The organism is Pedobacter africanus, assembly GCF_900176535.1.
Taxonomy (GTDB): Bacteria; Bacteroidota; Bacteroidia; order Sphingobacteriales; family Sphingobacteriaceae; genus Pedobacter; species Pedobacter africanus.
The window spans coordinates 437,835-455,978 of the sequence record NZ_FWXT01000004.1 but is presented as its reverse complement, the minus strand read 5'-3'; the positions used below and the strand labels follow the sequence as shown (position 1 = coordinate 455,978).

The 18,144-nt window shown below is 43.3% G+C and carries 17 protein-coding genes; 3 read left to right on the top strand and 14 right to left on the bottom strand.

Annotated elements, in window-relative coordinates:
* Window positions 1-2: 2 nt before the first annotated feature.
* Both priA and B9A91_RS21730 read right to left on the bottom strand, forming a co-directional pair.
* Window positions 3-2,477: a replication restart helicase PriA gene (gene priA / locus B9A91_RS21735; protein ID WP_084241163.1), complete on the bottom strand. Its 2,475-nt coding sequence runs from the start codon at window positions 2,475-2,477 to the stop codon at window positions 3-5.
* Window positions 2,477-2,866 (bottom strand): DUF423 domain-containing protein, encoded by a 390-nt coding sequence (locus B9A91_RS21730; protein ID WP_084241162.1) that lies wholly within the window; start codon window positions 2,864-2,866, stop codon window positions 2,477-2,479. Before B9A91_RS21730 ends, priA begins: the two co-directional genes overlap by 1 nt.
* Window positions 2,867-3,007: 141 nt before the next feature.
* On the opposite strand from B9A91_RS21730, the gene B9A91_RS21725 reads away from it, so the two are divergent.
* Together B9A91_RS21725 and B9A91_RS21720 are read left to right on the top strand one after the other, a co-directional pair.
* Window positions 3,008-4,582, top strand: coding sequence for a hypothetical protein (locus tag B9A91_RS21725; protein WP_084241161.1), 1,575 nt, complete (start codon window positions 3,008-3,010; stop codon window positions 4,580-4,582).
* Window positions 4,583-4,597: 15 nt separating this feature from the next.
* On the top strand, window positions 4,598-6,028 hold the full coding sequence (locus B9A91_RS21720; RefSeq protein ID WP_084241160.1) for a DUF5723 family protein: 1,431 nt from the start codon (window positions 4,598-4,600) through the stop codon (window positions 6,026-6,028).
* On the opposite strand, the gene tsaB is transcribed toward B9A91_RS21720, so the two are convergent.
* From tsaB to mscL, 9 genes are all read right to left on the bottom strand, one after another.
* Window positions 6,029-6,715, bottom strand: a complete 687-nt coding sequence (gene tsaB, locus B9A91_RS21715) for a tRNA (adenosine(37)-N6)-threonylcarbamoyltransferase complex dimerization subunit type 1 TsaB (RefSeq protein ID WP_084241159.1) — start codon at window positions 6,713-6,715, stop codon at window positions 6,029-6,031.
* Between the two features lie 24 nt (window positions 6,716-6,739).
* Complete coding sequence (gene yidD, locus B9A91_RS21710; protein WP_084241158.1) at window positions 6,740-6,970, bottom strand: membrane protein insertion efficiency factor YidD; 231 nt, start codon at window positions 6,968-6,970, stop codon at window positions 6,740-6,742.
* Window positions 6,957-7,370 carry a ribonuclease P protein component gene (locus B9A91_RS21705; RefSeq protein ID WP_084241234.1) on the bottom strand — a complete coding sequence of 138 codons (414 nt, stop codon included), beginning with the start codon at window positions 7,368-7,370 and terminating at the stop codon, window positions 6,957-6,959. The genes yidD and B9A91_RS21705 overlap by 14 nt, the downstream gene beginning before the upstream one ends.
* Window positions 7,371-7,434: 64 nt before the next feature.
* Window positions 7,435-7,593, bottom strand: coding sequence for a 50S ribosomal protein L34 (gene rpmH / locus B9A91_RS21700; protein WP_015807371.1), 159 nt, complete (start codon window positions 7,591-7,593; stop codon window positions 7,435-7,437).
* A 100-nt stretch (window positions 7,594-7,693) separates the two neighbouring features.
* A complete protein-coding gene (locus tag B9A91_RS21695; RefSeq protein ID WP_084241157.1) occupies window positions 7,694-8,431 on the bottom strand; it encodes a LytR/AlgR family response regulator transcription factor in 738 nt (245 codons plus the stop codon).
* Window positions 8,409-9,470 carry a sensor histidine kinase gene (locus B9A91_RS21690; RefSeq protein ID WP_235012640.1) on the bottom strand — a complete coding sequence of 354 codons (1,062 nt, stop codon included), beginning with the start codon at window positions 9,468-9,470 and terminating at the stop codon, window positions 8,409-8,411. Before B9A91_RS21690 ends, B9A91_RS21695 begins: the two co-directional genes overlap by 23 nt.
* A complete protein-coding gene (locus B9A91_RS21685; RefSeq protein ID WP_159451760.1) occupies window positions 9,467-9,832 on the bottom strand; it encodes a DUF4288 domain-containing protein in 366 nt (121 codons plus the stop codon). The genes B9A91_RS21690 and B9A91_RS21685 overlap by 4 nt, the downstream gene beginning before the upstream one ends.
* A gap of 11 nt (window positions 9,833-9,843) precedes the next feature.
* Window positions 9,844-10,626 (bottom strand): LiaF transmembrane domain-containing protein, encoded by a 783-nt coding sequence (locus tag B9A91_RS21680; RefSeq protein WP_084241155.1) that lies wholly within the window; start codon window positions 10,624-10,626, stop codon window positions 9,844-9,846.
* Between the two features lie 229 nt (window positions 10,627-10,855).
* Window positions 10,856-11,287: a large conductance mechanosensitive channel protein MscL gene (gene mscL, locus B9A91_RS21675; RefSeq protein ID WP_084241154.1), complete on the bottom strand. Its 432-nt coding sequence runs from the start codon at window positions 11,285-11,287 to the stop codon at window positions 10,856-10,858.
* A gap of 317 nt (window positions 11,288-11,604) precedes the next feature.
* On the opposite strand from mscL, the gene rpoN reads away from it, so the two are divergent.
* Window positions 11,605-13,077: an RNA polymerase factor sigma-54 gene (gene rpoN / locus B9A91_RS21670; protein WP_084241153.1), complete on the top strand. Its 1,473-nt coding sequence runs from the start codon at window positions 11,605-11,607 to the stop codon at window positions 13,075-13,077.
* A 6-nt stretch (window positions 13,078-13,083) separates the two neighbouring features.
* Here the strand turns inward: rpoN and B9A91_RS21665 are convergent, their stop codons facing one another.
* Genes B9A91_RS21665 through B9A91_RS21655 form a run of 3 tightly spaced genes read right to left on the bottom strand, consistent with a single transcriptional unit; the run spans window position 13,084 to window position 18,087 of the window.
* Window positions 13,084-14,100, bottom strand: a complete 1,017-nt coding sequence (locus B9A91_RS21665; RefSeq protein ID WP_084241152.1) for a PorP/SprF family type IX secretion system membrane protein — start codon at window positions 14,098-14,100, stop codon at window positions 13,084-13,086.
* Window positions 14,101-17,604 carry a PKD domain-containing protein gene (locus B9A91_RS21660; RefSeq protein ID WP_084241151.1) on the bottom strand — a complete coding sequence of 1,168 codons (3,504 nt, stop codon included), beginning with the start codon at window positions 17,602-17,604 and terminating at the stop codon, window positions 14,101-14,103. It abuts the gene before it with no gap.
* Window positions 17,605-17,631: 27 nt separating this feature from the next.
* Window positions 17,632-18,087, bottom strand: a complete 456-nt coding sequence (locus B9A91_RS21655; protein ID WP_200815707.1) for a response regulator — start codon at window positions 18,085-18,087, stop codon at window positions 17,632-17,634.
* Window positions 18,088-18,144: the final 57 nt, after the last annotated feature.

Here is an 18,144-nt window from a genome sequence, read left to right as displayed (position 1 = left end):
ATTTAGTAAGGATCAACGTCAACCTGGATGTTTACAGACCTGTAATCTTTTTCAGTCAGAAATTCGGTAATTGTATTTTTCAGTACTGATTTTACCTTTTGAATGGAAGTATCCTTGTCACTTTTAATGATTACCTGTTTGATGTAATAATTCCTGATCCGTGATACCATAGGTTGCTCAGGCCCAAGCACCCGATGCCCGAGCTGTCCTCTAAGGGCGGCAGCAAATTTTTGCGATGCTATATTTAAAAGATCCTGGTCTTTATGCCTGATGTTGACAAAAATAAGCCTGGTAAAGGGAGGATAATGAAACTGCCTGCGTTCGGCCAGTTCTTCATTGTACATTTCCTGGTATTGGTTTTCAATCACCTGTTTAATGATGCGGTGCGAATCATCATAGGCCTGGATAATTACTTTACCCTGTTTATCCCTTCTCCCTGCCCTTCCTGCTACCTGCGCCAGCAGCTGATAGCTGCGCTCAAAGGCCCTGAAATCGGGGTAATTCAGCAAGGTATCCGCATTAATGACCCCAATAAGGGTCACATTGTCAAAGTCGAGCCCCTTAGCCACCATCTGGGTACCAATCAGGATATCGGTTTTCTTTTCCTGGAAATCAGAAATGATCTGCTGCAAGCCGTTTTTTGTCCGCGTACTGTCCACATCCAATCTGGCTATATTCACATCCGGAAAGATCAGCTTCAGCTCTTCTTCCACTCTTTCTGTTCCAAAACCTTTTTGTTCTATGTGTACCGATCCGCAAGCCGGGCAGATATTGATGCTGCTTTGATGGTAACCGCAATAATGGCAATGCAGTTTGCCGCTGGTTTTATGATAGGTTAAGCTGACATCACAATTCACACATTTAGGCGCATAACCGCAAGTGGCGCAAATTAAAATAGTGGCATAACCACGACGGTTCTGGAACAGGATCACCTGTTCCTTTTGTTCCATCACGAGGGCAATTTCGTCAACCAATGCTGAAGAAAAGTAAGAAACCATTTTTTTCTTCTTGGTCTCTTCCGAAATACTGACCACCTGATGCAGGGGCAAAGATACCCCACCAAAACGTTCGGTTATTTTAACCAGTCCATACTTGTTGTTTAGGGCATTATAATAACTCTCAATGGAGGGCGTAGCAGATCCCAGGATGGTCTTTGCCTGATGCAGGTGCGCCAGGTAAACGGCCACGTCCCTGGCCTGGTAACGTGGTGAAGGCTCTTGCTGCTTATACGATTGTTCGTGTTCTTCATCCACTACAATCAGTTTTAATTCTTTGAAAGGCAGGAATACCGCCGATCTTGCACCCAGCACCACCCGGTATTTACCGTTTAAGACTTTATTCCAGATCTCTACCCGTTCATTGTTGTTGAATTTAGAATGATAAACACCAATGGCATCTCCAAAATAGCGCTGTATGCGCTGAACGATCTGGGTAGTCAATGCTATTTCGGGGAGTAAAAACAATACCTGTCCGCCTTCTTCAATGGCTTTTTCGATAAGTTTAATATAGATCTGCGTTTTTCCCGAAGCCGTAATACCATGCAGCAATACCACGTCTTTTTGTTCAAACTCAGCTTCAACCTGTTCCTTTGCCCTTTGCTGGGCAGGGCTCAATTCAAAATTCAGAATAAAATCGTCATCGTTTTCCTTCAGCCTGCTTACCGGCCGCTTTACGACCGTAAAAATCTCTTTATCCTGTAATGTTTTAAAAGCGGCCTGTCCACAGTCACTTTCTTCCAGCAATTGATGTTTTGGCACCAGGCCCTGCTGTCGGGACAGCTTAATAAAGGTGATCAATGCATTCAATTGTTTTGGTGCCCTTTCCAGTATGTCAAACAATTGCCGCAGATTTTCCTCATCCTGATAAAAAGGACTGAGTGAAACGAAAGACTTGAACAGGGGTCTGTATTTTTCAATCACTTCTTCCGCTATATACACCAGGCCTTTACCCATCAGCGAATTGATGATCGGATATACCCTTTTTTGTCCGAGTAAGCTGGAAACATCCTCAACAGTTAAGCGTTTCTGATGGCTAAGTGCATTGATCAGGATACTTTCCTTTTCCGTTAAAGGCAGTTCCGGCATTGCCTCTTCCTTCCATACAATAATGGTTTCGCTAGCCAGTTTTAAACCAGTAGGCAGGGCCGCAGCCATTACATCACCTTCATTGCAAAGGTAATAGCCGGTAATCCATTCCCATAGCTGCAGCTGTATAGCCGTAACTACCGGATGCTCATCCACCACATCTATAATGTATTTGGCTTCGTAATGTTCAGGCGCTATCTTGCCGATGTTTTTAACCAAAGCGGTATAGATCTTGTTTTTCCCAAATTGCACCACCACACGCTTGCCAACCGCTATCTGATCGTTCAGGTCGAATGGAACGCGGTAGGTATAATTTTTCGCAAGGGATAAGGGCAAAACAACTTCCACAAACAAAGTCTCCCTTTCCCTGAATTCCAGCATCTCAGCCTCCATTACAACTTACGTTTGGAAGCTGCAAAAAACAACAATAACCAGCCCAAAATGAAGCACAATCCGCCAATTGGTGTAACCGGACCTATATAATTTACAAAACTAATGTTTAAAATATCACGCGTTGCCAGGAGATACAATGAACCGGAAAACAGCAGGATACCTAAGGTAAAAAACCGGTACGACCACTTGAGCAGGCCATCGTTAGGAACGGCGTACAATGCCAGAAACAACAAGGCAAAAGTATGATAGAACTGATACTCCACGCCTTTGGCCCATATTTCAAGCGAACCGGCCGTCAGCACATTTTTTAAGCTATGTGCGCCAAAGGCACCAAATATAACGGCAGTAGCGCCAAATAATGCTGCGGTCAGGATAATTCTTCTGCTCATAATAGATCGGCTTTTATAATACAAAATTAACAAAACGACGGTATTTACGGTTAAAATCAACGATTAAATTAAATAACCAAAGTATTCAGTTAAATTTGTAGGGATAACACCTGAAACCCATTTGCATACAACCCTATACTAATGAAAAAGATCCTGATTAGTATTGTTATTCTTTTTGCTGCCATTGTTACTATGGCTTATTTATATTTTTCGAGGCTCAACACCGATCAGAATACCACCGACATGGGTTTGCATGCTGCAGCTGCCAGCTCCGGCTTTATTTTCTCCTTTCAAAATGACAAAGGTGTAACCGACATTTTGAAAGAGCAGCAGCTGTTCGAAGAAATACTTGGAACAGATAAATATAAACTACTCAGGGCCCTGAAAAAGTACCTGCTCAATTTACCCGGCATCAGCCAGGCTTTAGACCAGCAAAAAGTTTACATCAGTTTCAGGGCGGGCGACAAACAGGAAATCGATTTTTTCTTCAGTACCCAGCTTGGCAGTCAGCAAAGCATAAAGCAGCTCTTCGCCTCGCTGCAGGCCGGTAAAATTCAGGCACAAACTGCAAAGGAGATCAGCAGGCTAATTTTACCTGACAGTACCGTATTTTACCTGGGCCTGAAACAAGATCTGGCCATCCTCTCCCATTCCGAACGGCAGGTACAAAGCGTGCTGACCAAAGACACCGAAAAAAAAGACGATAAATTTATCGCATACATACAGGAAAGCAACAGGTTCACTAAAAATAGCCTGGCGCAGCTTTACATCAATTTTAATGATGTACCAGCTTTGCTCAAAAACATCATCGCGGGCAAGTTAAATGGAGAACTGGCTGTTTTAAACCGGCAAAATGCATTTGCTTCCCTAAGCTATAACTTCAGCAAGGATAAAGTACTGCTCACCGGAACAACATTGGTGAACGACCAGAACAGCTACTACAATTTATTTTCATCGCTTCAATCCAAAAAGATCACCATACAGAACATCCTTCCAGCCACCACCTCGTCGTACACCATTTTTGCCATAGATGACTATGCAGGCTGGCGCGAAAAATTAAACAACTGGTTTCTGAGCAGACAGGAAGATAAAAAGATCAGTCAGCGCATGGCCTCCATCAACACAAATTATCACCTGAACCTCGAAAATATATTCCCCAGGTACTTTAAAGACCAGCTTGTTACCTTCCAGCTCAGTACTTCTGAAAAAATCGGCGCAATCAGTCTCACAAACGGCGATAAAATGATGCAGCTTTTACTCGACCTGAGCGAAGATTATAACGAGCATATAAAAACATTTAAAGAAGCTGACCTGCTATACGCGTATTTCGGCCTGGCGTTCAGCAATTTCAAAAAACCTTATTATAGCATAATAGACAATTATATGGTATTTGCAAACAATGCCGGTACCCTGGAGAGGTTTTTAAACAGCTACAGGGATAATCAGCTGCTCATCAGCAATCCTGCATATGTCAGTGCCGGTAATCAGCTGCCGGAAAATGCCAACATAATTTTTTACGTAGATCACCACAATTCATCGGCTATCTTTCAAAAGCAGGTCTTTCTACCCTATTACAAACATCTCCTTTCCGAAAAAGGCTTAAAAAAATATGAATCCTTTACCTACCATCTTAGCGGCGATAAGGGTAAATTTCAGACCAATATTTTAATCAACAAACAGCCCGAGGTTTTACAAAAAGATTCTTTAGCTTTATAACTCCAATTATCCCCTATGGTAAAAAAGTACCTTATACTTTACTTTTTGTTGTTCAGTACACCCCTGCTTTTAAGGGCACAGCAGTATGGCTTGTTCAATACCAGAACCCTTTTTGACGGATTTGAAAACCCGGCCCAGAAAACTTTTGTACTGGACTCTTCCCGAAAATTTGCCTCCAACTTTTTACTGCCCTATTTGGGGCTGAATGCGGCAAATAAAGGCAATAACGACCTCATCCGAAGGGCCATAAATGAAGGCACTTATAACGCCGGTAACCTCCCGCTAAGAACCGGTGACATCAATACCGTACACGAAAATGTAAACATTTACCTGCTCAGCTTCAGGATATTTCAGTCCTACAAATGGCAAAAGGAATTGGGCTTTTCCTGGCAATTACGTAGTGATGGCCATCTGGACTACACCAACGAAACCCTTGCCATACTGGATTCCTATAAACGCTTCGACAACAACCCTTACGATGATGTGTTTAACAACGATGGTTATGCCCAATCTTATCATCAGTTTAGCATGACCTATAGGGAAAACTACAATAAGAAACTTGCTTTTGGTGTTAAGCTGAGCCTGTTAAGTGGCATTACCTATAATAAACTGAATATTTCCGACTCCTATCTGCATCAGGATTTTGCAAACGACCTTATCTCCGTACGGGTTAAAGGAATTTACCGTTCTACATTTCAGGACGCAGATGAACTCTCGGCCCGCAACCTGGTGCCAACCTTTAGAAACCCGGGTATGGCGCTTAGTTTTGGTACCAGCTACCAGGCCAAAAGCGGCGTATTTATGATGGCCAACCTCAAAGACCTGGGTTTCATTAAATGGAGAAAAAAAGCTTATACCAATAAAATCAACACACAGGTGTTCATCGAAAACCTGTCACAGAAATCGGCTAACCAGGTAGCCAATGAAATTGCAGACATCGCCATAGACGATGCCGATACCAGCAGCTTCTATAGCGCAACCAATGCAAAAGTAGATTTTATGCTATCTAAAGCATTTACTTTATCAGCACCCGATTTTACTTATACCCCCAGCCTTATAGTTTCCAAGAACCTGTTTTATAAAGGTGGGGAGGCTGCTTTTGTCAGCAAATTCAAATACAGAGACCTGTCTGTAAGCGCAATTCCAGCCTACAATTTCAATAACCTGTTTTTCATGGGCCTGCAGGGAATGTACCAGACCCCGAATTTTGAAGTCTTCCTGGGCTCTGATAACCTGTTCAAAACGGTAAGTCAGGCAAACGGGGCCATCAAAGGGGATGCAACTGTTGGCAAGGGATATAACGGCGCGTCATTTTACATGGGACTGGGCTTTAAATTTGGCAATACGGTAGAACATCCGCAAAACAGCAGTACCATGCCTGGTATAGATGATGAACAACAAGGCTTCTTTAAACGCCTATTTAGCGTATTTTCGAAAAAACGATAATCAGATTTTATTTTTAGGTGTTGTGGCTACAAAGTCCTTCAGGTAAAAAGGTTCAAAATAAGCCACATCTTCAAACCGGCCTGCTGAATAGGCAGCATCGGCCAGTTGGCTCATATTTGATGCGGAATTAAAATTATCCGGAATAAACCTGGCATTTGCCTGTTCCAATACCGTTTCACATTTCATGGCGCCATCGCCAATAAAAGTAATTTGCGCCAAACCCAATTCGGCAGCAAAACTTTCTGCATCAATAATCTTTGCCTCAACAGGTCTTACGGCATTTAAGGCAACATCAAATACTGCGGTAAACACCTCCATCCGTCGGGCATCTATCATAGGACAAACCAGCCCACTGTAGCCTGCATTCGAGCTTAAGAAACCCTGGGCCATCATTTTTAAAGTATCAATGGCTATAAGTGGCTTGTCCAGTGCATAGCATAGGCCTTTGGCTGTGGATACCCCTATCCTTAAGCCCGTATAGGAACCTGGGCCTTTACTTACAGCTATTGCATCCAGGTCCTTAAACTGCAGACCCGCCATGTCCATTGCAGCTTTTATAAACAGGGTTAAACTGCCCGCATGGATATTGCTGGCCATCTGTTCTTTTAGGGCGATGGTTTCCCCATTTCTGGAAATAGCAGCAGAGCAAACTTGTGTAGCGGTTTCTATTTGAAGTATCGTAGCCATAGACGGTAAATTAGGAAAATAATGTTATGGAACAGGATCATGACCGTGCCTGCCCCAGGGGTGGCAACTACCGATCCGTTTTAAAGTAAGCCAGCCCCCTTTAAAGGGGCCATGTTTTTTGATGGCCTCTATCCCATATTGAGAACAGGTAGGTGTAAACCTGCAGTTTGCCCCAAGTAAAGGCGATATCAACCATTGATAGAGCTTAATGAGCCCTAAAAAAAACCAGCCGATGAGCAATTTAATCAGTCCCATCAGCTTTTCCTGTGTTTTTCCCCTCCATTTCAATAACCAGCCGTTTCAAAGCAGCAGCAAGTCTTTTTTCAAGGAAAGAATAATCGTAAATCTTTTTACCTACAAATTGTACAGAAAGCAGCAGCAGCTGATCAGGATCTTCCAGCAGGCGGTAGAGTGCAGTTTCCTTTTGCAAGCGATAGGCTTCCCGGGTACGTCGCTTGATCAGGTTCCTGTCGACCGCCCGTTTATAACGCTTTTTTGATACATTAATCACTACCTGCACCGGGTACGGCTGCGCTTCGGCAATAAATAAATAGGAAATACGGTAAGGGTATAATAAAAAAGAAGAACCGTTTTTAAATAGCAGGTCTAATAATTTCCTGCTACATAACCGTTCTTCTTTATTGAATGTGTTCATCTTTTTGATTGCAAATCTGCAGATATTCTGATCTGCCGGTACCGGTGGGTACCGCAATCAAAAATTATGCTTTGTGGCGGCCTTCGCTAGAAACCGTTAATCTTTTTCTTCCTTTTGCACGGCGTGAAGCTAATACTCTTCTACCGTTTGCTGTAGCCATTCTTTCGCGGAAGCCATGCTTGTTTCTTCTCTTTCTTTGCGAAGGTTGGAATGTTCTTTTCATAACTGTATTATATCTTGACTAATCTTTTTTAATAAGAGGTGCAAATATAGGGCGATTTTTATTTAATTGCAAATACAATTTGCTATAGTTTAATTTTCTTTTACATCCCCAGGGCTGCCTTTAGTTTTATATAGCCGGTTTTACTTACGGGCAGCCAGATATCCGATTTCAAAAGCACTATATAGCTGTCTTTCTCTTTTAGTTCTATACGGGTAACCTGTGCCAGATTGATGATATAAGAACGATGGATCCTGATGAACTGCCCCGGGTCCAATGTCCGTTCAAAAAAGCTCATGGTTTTGTTCTTATGGTAAATCCCTTCGGCCGTACTCAGTTTTACATAATCATCATCAGCCTCCAGGTAATGGATATCTGCTACCGCAATAATTTTGATCACCCCATTCTTCTTTACCACTACCCTGTTGTTTTGAGCCGGACTTAAACCAGCTACTTCCAGCAGCTCCTGTGTAACCACATCTGCATTATTTAACCGGGCAGGAAGTTTTTGCATCGCCTGTTCAAACCTGCTCTGCTCAATTGGTTTCAATAAATAATCAATGGCATTCACTTCAAAAGCTTTAATGGCATATTCGTCAAAGGCAGTAGTAAATATTACTGCAGGAGGCTTTTCTACCAGCTCCAGCATTTCAAAACCGCTGATCTTTGGCATCTGTATATCCAGAAAAATAAAATCGGGCTGGTGTTGTGCAATGGCTTTTATCCCTTCAAAACCGTCGCTGCACTCGGCCAGCACCTCAACATCAGGAAAATTGCCCAGGTAATGTTTTACAACATCCCTGGCCAGGGGTTCATCGTCAATCAATATTGTTCTCATCATTCTGCTGAGGTATTTTAAGCGTGGTTATAAAAATATTTTCCGGGGTTGCCTCGGTGCGCAGCAGCTTTTCATCAGCAAAAAGCAAATATAGCCTGCGTCTGATGGCCGATAGTCCAAAGCCGGTCCCCCCTGTTGCTTTCAACTCGGGATCAAAGGGGTTTCGCACTGTAATCACCAGATGGTTGTGCTGCAGCTTCACATCCACCGAAATGGTAATGGCTGCTGCCGTGTTGTACAATCCAAATTTTATCGCATTCTCCACAATAGGCTGCAAAAGGGTTCCGGGAAGGCATAAATTTAAGGTTTCTTCAGCTATTTTCACATCAATATTTAAGCGATGGCTAAACCGTACTTTTTCTATATCCAGGTAAAGCCCGATATACTCCATTTCTTCTGCTACATTGACCCAAACCTCATCATCTCTTTTTAAGGTACCCCTTAAAAAAGAAGCAAGTTTAGTGATCATCGTTCCGGCCTCCTTTGGGTTCACTATAGTTAAGGCATAGACGGAGTTTAAGCTGTTGAACAAAAAATGGGGCTGCAGCTGATGGCGCAGCTTGTTCAGCTCGGCTTCCTTAGAAAGGTTTTGTGCAGCCAGCAACCTTTCCTGTGTAGCCGATTGCTCTTCCAGGCGGTACCATAAGATATTGGCAAGGGCACACCAGGCGATAAAAACAAACAGGATCAGGAAGCGTACGGTAAGCGAAAATTTCAGAAAATTGACATAAGTTTGCTGATCAGAGAAAAGCGCAAGCAACAAAAACTTGCTGGCAAAGGTGATGAACAGCGCCAGAATAAAGGTAAGAGCCAGTACAAAAACGATGGTTTCATTTTTGGGTTGGTAAAACCCCAGCAGGTTGCTCAGGATGATACAGGCCAATGCCAGTAAACCATTTGTAATCACGCTATCGGCAATAGAAACGGGCCAGCTGAAGTTCAGTGTAGTATTAAAAAGGACAATAAATACGACTACCCATCCCAGAAAAATAAATGAGGCAATTTTTTTAATCCGGCGAATGGACAGCGGTGTATTGGTCAAAACAGTTTAATTGATGGGGTTGAAAATGGCAAAAGCTGTTCTAAGAACGATTTATGCTGGTTTACATTGTCTAAAAACACATTTACATCATCTGGCTCATGCAAAACCGAAGCCAGCTCAGCACCATCAACAGGCGATTGTATCTCGTAAAGATCAGCCACACAGATAAAGTTCCAGGTCACCAGATCGCCCCTGCAGTTCCTGAAAGGATTATGAAAACTGTCGGCTTGGCTTTCGGCTTTACAAAGTGCTTCGTTACTATCTGTCGAAACAATCAGCCTCAGCTGCTCATCAAACTGCGGGGCATGGTTACCTTCTCCGGTAATTATCTGATAAATGTATCGTGCTACAAACCATTTCATGATCATGTATTTTAAAAGTTTCTGATATCAACACCGCCAAACATAGTCACCCCCTCAATAATTAATACTTTGCGTGGTTCATCGGCAGCAGGAGTCCCAAGCGCCCTTTTATCGTCAATCCCTCCAAATATGGCAGTGACTTCAGATTTCACCTCCCAGCTTGGGGGTATAACGATTTTTACACCACCAAATACGGCAACCACATCAATTTTAATTACGCCCTCAAAATCGGCCTGGCTAAGGTCCACATCAGCCCCGCCAAAAACAGCAACTACTTCTCCGCCTTTAAAGTTCTTTGAATAAACCTTGTGCTGGTTCCCGGCAAAAATACTGACCGATTCAATAACGTCATTTCTATCTCGGGTGGTGTATGGGTCTTCAGCAGTCTCATCTCCGGGTATATTTAAATTACCCATTTCGGCGTATTTACGCTTCATTCTGCTTTTCCATTTGCCGTGCCACCGGTCGTGTTCTGTCTTTGATCTTGCAGGTTTAAAAAGAAGAACAAGGCCCAGTACAATAAATATCATTGCGAAATAGTACCTGGACACATCAAAGTCGACAATGTTTTTAACTGTAAAAAACACCCCTACAAGGGTAAGGATCAACCATCCCGGACCGTTATAATTTCGTTTGTACCCAATCAGCAAGCCAATCACGATCAGCAAGGTAGGCCAGCTGAAAATCCAATCGGGCACATCTACACCAACGTTCCTTAAAAGAAAAACCAGCCCCACACCTATAATGATCAGCCCGCCGCATATCCTGCTAGAATTACTTCTTACTTTTTCCATTTAATGTTTTAATTAATATTGTTAAAGGCATAACACCTCTTTTGTTTAATTTAATTGCAGCTATCGGTTTCGTTTAATCTGCATGTCCAAAAGTAGAAAGCTCGGCACAATTTCCATATACCTGATGTATATATGAAGGTCTGTTGCCGGTAAACGTCCGGATTTTGCCGGTAAAATAAAAACCCGGATAAACTTAATCTATCCGGGTGCACCAAAAATAAGCTGTTAATTATTTTGCTTTAAGCAAGTCCCTGATTTCAGCAAGCAGCACTTCTTCTTTTGAAGGGGCCGCAGGGGCTGCCGGGGCTGCTTCTTCCTTACGTTTCATCGCGTTCATTGCCTTAACCAGCATAAACACCGCCAAAGCAAGCAAAAGGAAATTAATGGCTACAGTAATAAAATTACCATAAGCAAAAATTACAGTATCGGGAACCTTTTTGGCATCCGCAAGTGCCATTCCTTCAGTTACTGTCCCTTTTAAAACCACATACATATTGCTAAAATCAGGAGATCCTATCACTGCCGAAATTAAGGGCATCACCAAGTCGTTCACTACACTGTCGATGATTTTACCGAATGCGCCACCGATGATCACACCGACAGCCAGGTCCATTACATTGCCCTTAATGGCGAATTCTTTAAATTCTTTTACAAATCCCATATTATAGTTGTTTTAGTTTAAACTAATTTATAAAAATCATACCAGAAATCCGGAAACCGATGTGAAAAAAGCAACAAACCTTAAAAATTTTCCAGTGATCGTCCAGTGATTGTCCAGTGATCGTCCAGTGATTGTCCAGTCTCAATTGTATAATTATCGTTTAATTAGTGTTTGTTGAACATATGATTTTTTTCTTTTGTACCAGCATTGTAGCAGATTTTAACAGCCGGGACAAGGAATATAATTTACCGGATTACTTTTATCTGTCTGAAATGTGTATTTTTGGAGCGGGTACATAAATACCTGCTCATCATTTTATGCTAAAACAACATCTACAACAAAAATTACTTCAGAAGTTATCACCACAGCAAATTCAGTTTATAAAGCTGTTGCAGGTACCAACCGTTGCTTTAGATACGCGCATAAAAGAAGAACTGGAAGAAAACCCTGCCCTTGAAGACCCCAGCTTAATGATTGCTGATGAACCTAAAGGGGAATATGACGACCTGAACGATACGCCTGAGGATTTTGATGCCGGCAGTAGTGAAGAAAGCACTGACGAATTCAATGTTGATGATTATCTGCAGGACGATGATGTAAACGACTACAGCACCTCCTATAACAATGGAGATGACGATGAAGAAAAAAAGGAGACGCCTATAGCTATAGAAAGCACTTTTTTCGAAAGCCTTCAGGAACAGCTGGACCTGGTCCCGCTCTCCGACCAGGATTTTATTATTGGCAAGCAGATCATAGGCAGTCTGGACGATGATGGTTATTTAAGGAGACCTGTCACCTCAATGATAGATGACCTGGCCTTCTCTCAGAATGTGATGGTTGAAGAGGAGGATGTACTGGAGATGTTAAAGGTAATCCAGCATTTTGATCCACCCGGCATCGCTGCCAGGGATCTTCAGGAATGTCTTACTTTGCAGCTGAAACGCAAGGACCCGAATAACCCTATCATTCAGAAAGCCATCCTCATCGTTGAAAATTACCTGGATGAATTTACCCGCAAGCATTACGATAAACTTGAGAAGTCATTAAACCTAAGCAGTGAGGATTTAAAAGAAGTAGTTGCTGAAATTTTGCGTTTAAACCCAAAGCCCGGTGATTCGAACCAGGTTACCACAAAGCAGCTGCAGATCATCCCTGATTTCCACGTAAGCAATAACGACGGTGTACTGATCCTTACCCTCAATTCAAAGAATGCACCAGAGCTCAGGGTAAGCCGTTCCTATATCGATATGTTTGACCATTACGATAAAGCAGCCCAAAAGGACAAAAAAATGAAGGAAGCTGTCCAGTTCGTAAAACAAAAGCTGGATTCGGCAAAATGGTTTATTGACGCCATCAAACAAAGACAGCAAACCCTGCTTAAGACCATGAATGCTATTATGCAGTACCAGTATGAGTATTTGCTGACCGGCGACGAGCGTAAGATGCGTCCGATGATCCTGAAAGATATTGCCGATAAAATAGACATGGACATTTCGACGGTTTCACGTGTGGCAAACTCTAAATATGTACAGACAGAATTTGGCACTTTCCTGCTAAAATCCTTCTTCTCTGAGGCCATTCAAACAGAAAGTGGCGAAGAGGTATCCAATAAGGAAGTGAAAAAGATCCTGGAAGATTGCATCGGAAACGAAGACAAACGTAAGCCGCTGGCAGATGAAAAGCTAACTGAAATCCTTAAAGAAAGAGGATACAACATTGCAAGGAGAACAGTAGCCAAGTACCGCGAGCAGATGAACATTCCGGTAGCAAGGTTAAGAAAGGAACTTTAACCCCTTCTACCACATCCTGGTGCCGCTAAAAACCTCATAAACGTTATTTAGCTGTAAGCCCAATACAATTTCATGGCTTCCGTTACTGACCTGGTTCAATCCTGATGTCGTAAAATCGTAGGCATAGGTAAGGTTAATGAGTTTGCTGATGTTAACGCCGGCCAGGGCGGAAAAGGAATCATCCTTCCGGTAACTCCCTCCTACCCAGAACCGGTCTTTAAATGCCACTTTCAGGTTTACATCGATTGATGCAGGGCTTGGGCTAACCTCTTTAAACATAATTGAAGGAGTAGCGCTAATCACATCATCAATGTACATCCTGTAACCTGCAGTTACAAAAAAGTGTGGCACCTCCTTGCCGCTATTGTAATTGGGATCGCTTGTAAAAGATAGTTTTTGAGACAATATCTGCTGAACGGAAGCACCCGCAAACAGACGTCCGCTGTAAAGCCACAGCCCGAAACCCAGGTCTGGTTTCAGCTGACTTAACAACTGGCCGGATACCGCCCTTTCATTGATCTGATCTTCAAAATGCAGTGCATTTGCATCCAATGCAATCCGGCTCAGCCCCGCTGCCACGCCTACCGAAAGGTTAAAGGCATTACTGAGCTGCAGATGATAGGCATAAGTTAAACTGGCATCCAGACGCGACAGCGGGCCGGTTTCATCGTATACCACTGTAACGCCCATACCATGGTGAGCCGGAGATGAGGTATAGTTTTGCATGTAGTTCCGGCTCATGGGATCGTCGCCTTTGTCGGGCAGCGACAAAGCATTTCGCCACAGGTAACCGCTTCCCAGGTTCCAGTGCGCAGTCAGAAATGAGGTTTGTGGCGCGCCTTCAATACCTGCCCACTGCTTGCGAAATCCTGCTTTTACATCCGCATAATTTTCAATGCCACTGATGGCCGGGTTCAACAGGTAATTGTTAAACACATACTGGGTATACTGAGGGCGCTGCTGAGCGGTGCATAAAACACTGCATGCCGTCAATATTGCTGTAAAGTAAACGTGAACTTTCATTTATCGTACCAGTGTCAATGCCCCCTTAATTAGCTTTTTCCCATTTTTTGGATTGATGATATAATAATATGTACCAACGGGCAATTGTTTTCCATTATAATTCCCGTCAAAAGGTACTGAATATCCCTGGCTGGAAAAAACTTTTTCGCCATAACGGTTAAAAACATCAACAGCAACATTAGGATAAGTTTCGATATACTTTAAAACCCAGGTGTCATTTACACCATCTCCATTCGGACTAAAGGCATTGGCCGCATTGATTGAACTGACCAGGTGCACCTTTACACTGCCAGTAATACTGCAGCCCAGTCCCGTGGTAACGGTGAGCGTATACTCCCGGTCTTCATCAATTTTAACGACAGGGTTCAACACATCGTCACGGTCTAAGCCAGTGGCTGGTACCCATTTGTAACGCAGGTTGTTTCCACTGGCCCGGGCATCTATCCTGATTTCACCCCCAGAGAGTAAATAGATGTCCCGCTTGAGGTCCAGTTCGGGCAAGGGCTGTACGGTGACAACCTGTGTAACGCTTTCTTCACAACCTGCGGCAGAACTGTAGTGATAAGTTAGTGTATGGGTGCCCACTCCTGCCTGCCGGGGATCAAAATATCCATCGGCACTAATGATGCCCGGACCGGAATAGCTTGAATTTTGCGGAGGAATACCCAGGGTTTCTCTTGCACTTTGTATCCTGAATATTGCAGAATTCAGGCAGACTGGGGCAATCGGATCAAAAACCAATGCCGGAGCAGGATAAAGCGTAACATTTTCAGTCAGCGGTTCTACACAATTATCGCCCGAGTAGGCCAGTAACTTAATGGCTATGGTTTGGGCTGCGGGACTGATAGCAACAGGCGGGCTGAGTTCATAAAAAGCATCCGGGTCGGGATCATTTACGGTCAGTTTTTCTGCGTTATCTATATACCAGACCAACCTGATTATCTTTCCGCTGTTGATTGTGGATTTGTTCTGAACAGTAATTTTCCGGTTGCTGCAAAGCGCATTTTTATTCTCAACCTCAAATGCAGGCCTGATATGCCCACCGTTTACGGTAAACTGTTTGGAAACGGAAAATGAGCAGCCATTGGCATTGGTAGCCGTTAATGTTACGGTATAGATACCTCCGGTACGGTATTGATGACTGCCATTGACCTGGGTCGACACATTATCGGCAGCCAAAGCAGTCCCATCGCCAAAATCCCAGGAATAAATCAGGCCTGCAGTAGTTGCATCCACATTTGCCGATTTGTTGGTGAACTGAGCTACATCATTCACACATACCCTTGGCAAGGTAAAATCAACAACCGGCAAACTATGGATTACGACCTCACTTTTTGCGGGCAAACTTTGGCAACCATTGGCAGTCCTGGTGATCAGTGTAACGGTATAGGTACCTGCACTGAGGTAAGTATGTTTGGGATGCTGCTGGATGGAAACCGCTGAACCATCACCAAAATCCCATTGCCAGGAAACCATAGGGCCTGCAGCGGAGGAAGAGGCATCAGCAAAAGCAATTTCCTTGTTGATGCAGCCGTTTGCAGGGGCAGACAAAGCAGCATTGATTTTAGGGCGGATATGAATGGTAAATGTCTTGACATCCGACATACACCCTTCATCAAGACCTACAGAAAGTTTTACCTCAAAGGGTCCTGACGAAGCATAAACGTGTTTAGGGTTTTGCGCTGTTGAGGTAGTATTGTCGCCAAAATCCCATAACCACTTATTTAAAGGACGGTGGTCCGGTAAATTTGAAGTACTGAGGTCTGTAAACTGAATTTCTGTATCCGGACAATTGTCGGCAGCCACATTGAAATCTGCTGTGGGCAGTGGGAACACATCAAATGGATAGATAAATTCAGCACCTTCGCTCAGGCAGCCGCTCCCATCGTTGGGCAATTCTATTTTGATAACAACCTGATGTTGCCCCAATGCAGAAAACGTAATGTTTTTGTCATAGCTGTATGCATAAGACAGGCTGCCATCAGACGCAGTAATGACCTTCGGGTTCAGTGGCCCCTCTTCTTCCGCGCCATCATCCAGCTTCCAGGTAATTTTGGAGACCAGGTAAGGTAAAATGACTTTAAAATCTGATTCCTGCCCAAGGCAGGCGTTCCGGGCATCCCGCTGGGTAATTTTGTTGGTTACCAGGAAATAAGTATTGGCGGCAAGGTTGGTGCCGGCAGAATAGGCATAAGATTCATGATCACCAAAACCATAGGCTACCGCATTAAAACCTTCATTGGCGGTAAGATAGGAACTGATGTCTGTGATCTCGATCTGTGTATAGGAATAGCCTGGATTGGATGGCACAGGGTTCCAGGTTGCACTTAGTACCTGCCCGTTGACCTTAAAAGTTGAGGTGGCGGAGGTTTTCATCAGTACGTTGATATACCTATGATCAATATTCTGTTGATCAGAAGAAAAAAGTGTGGTTGACTTTACATTAAATTCAACAGGATTAAGGAGCACCATTTCCGGATCGCCAATCAACTCGTCGCCATTGACTGATGAACAGGCCTGGGTAAGCGAATACTGCGCCACACTAACGTTCTTATCGGCAGTGATAAAAGAAGCCTCGGTCAGTTCAGCGCTTGTAAAAAATCCACCTTTATTTAAAGTATAGGACTGCCCATCGATCTGTACCTGGGTATTGTCCTGCTGCGCAAGTACCCTCAGTACGTAGCGCCGGTCTTTAAAAGGTGCCACACCATAATTTTTGCCCCAGCTGCCCGGAGGGTACAATTGCTGAAACAGCGGATCACGGGAGCCGTTACAACCTATGATGAGCGATGTACTACCCGAATAGGCTGCAAAACGCTTGTTACAATTATCGGGAGAGGCGGGGTCAATTTCCACATAAACACCAGTGAGGTCTTCACGGTCAGCAGGCATATATTCATATACATCTCCGGCATTTGTGAGCAGTACAGGAAAAGTTGAACCATCCTTTTTATGGACAATAAGCCTGGTATCGGGATTTGCAGCGACCAGGACCAGGAAGTTTTTACTGGTTTCCCTGTTGCTCTGGTCCTGTGTATAGTTCATAGAATAATATTCCCTACCCAAAGCCTCTATAGGAAGAATAAGTGACGCTGCAGACCGTGCACCGGCATAGATGTGTTCAAATACTGCTACTTTTTCATGCCCGGGCGTAACCTGAACATGAATGCCTTTACCAGGAACACTTCTGTTGACATCTGTGATTTCATCAATATAGGCAGCTGACCTGGGAACGTCAACCCATACCACTGTATTTGCAGGAACAGGTACCGGTGCCGGGTTAAATGTTCCACAACTAACGGTTACTTCAGAAGCAACTTTGGCAGTAATGTAAATACGTACATTGGCCAGGGCAGGAATTCCGGTATTGCCATTCCTGGAGGGGTCGTGACTGGGAAATACAGCCCAAAACGCTTTCCCTTCATTGGAAATGTTCTGGGCTTCCGCAGCAAAACACAGGAAGCATGAGAGCATCCATAGCATTAAACCCCATCTGTAACACATAACTTAGATATCCCTTAAATAGGATATCTAAGATAATAGATTTTGTCGTAATAAAAATTCAAGTTGTTGATTTGCAAGTAATAATTTTGCTGTCAGGTCCCTGTTCTCTTTTCTGAGCATATAAATCTCATATGCTTTTTCAATATTGATCTTCAGATCTGCCTCCATCCATGGCTTTTGGATGTACCGGTAAACCTGTCCTTTGTTAATGGCATCAATTACTGCATCAATATCCGTATAACCCGTTAAGATCATCCTTATCGGATCAGGATGCTTCTCTAATATCGATGCCAGGAACTCTACGCCCGTTGTTTTGGGCATTCTCTGATCGGTGATGATGATATGAATTTCTTCCTTATCTAAAATAACTCTGCCCTCATCAGCAGACTCAGCGGTAAAAACATTATACAACCTCCTGTAAGTAGCTTTGAAGGCACTTAAGTTATGAGGTTCATCATCAACATATAGGATATTCACATTCATTTGTTTGGAAATAAAAGTTAAAAATACTTTTTTATTATTACTCTTAAAAGCCTATTT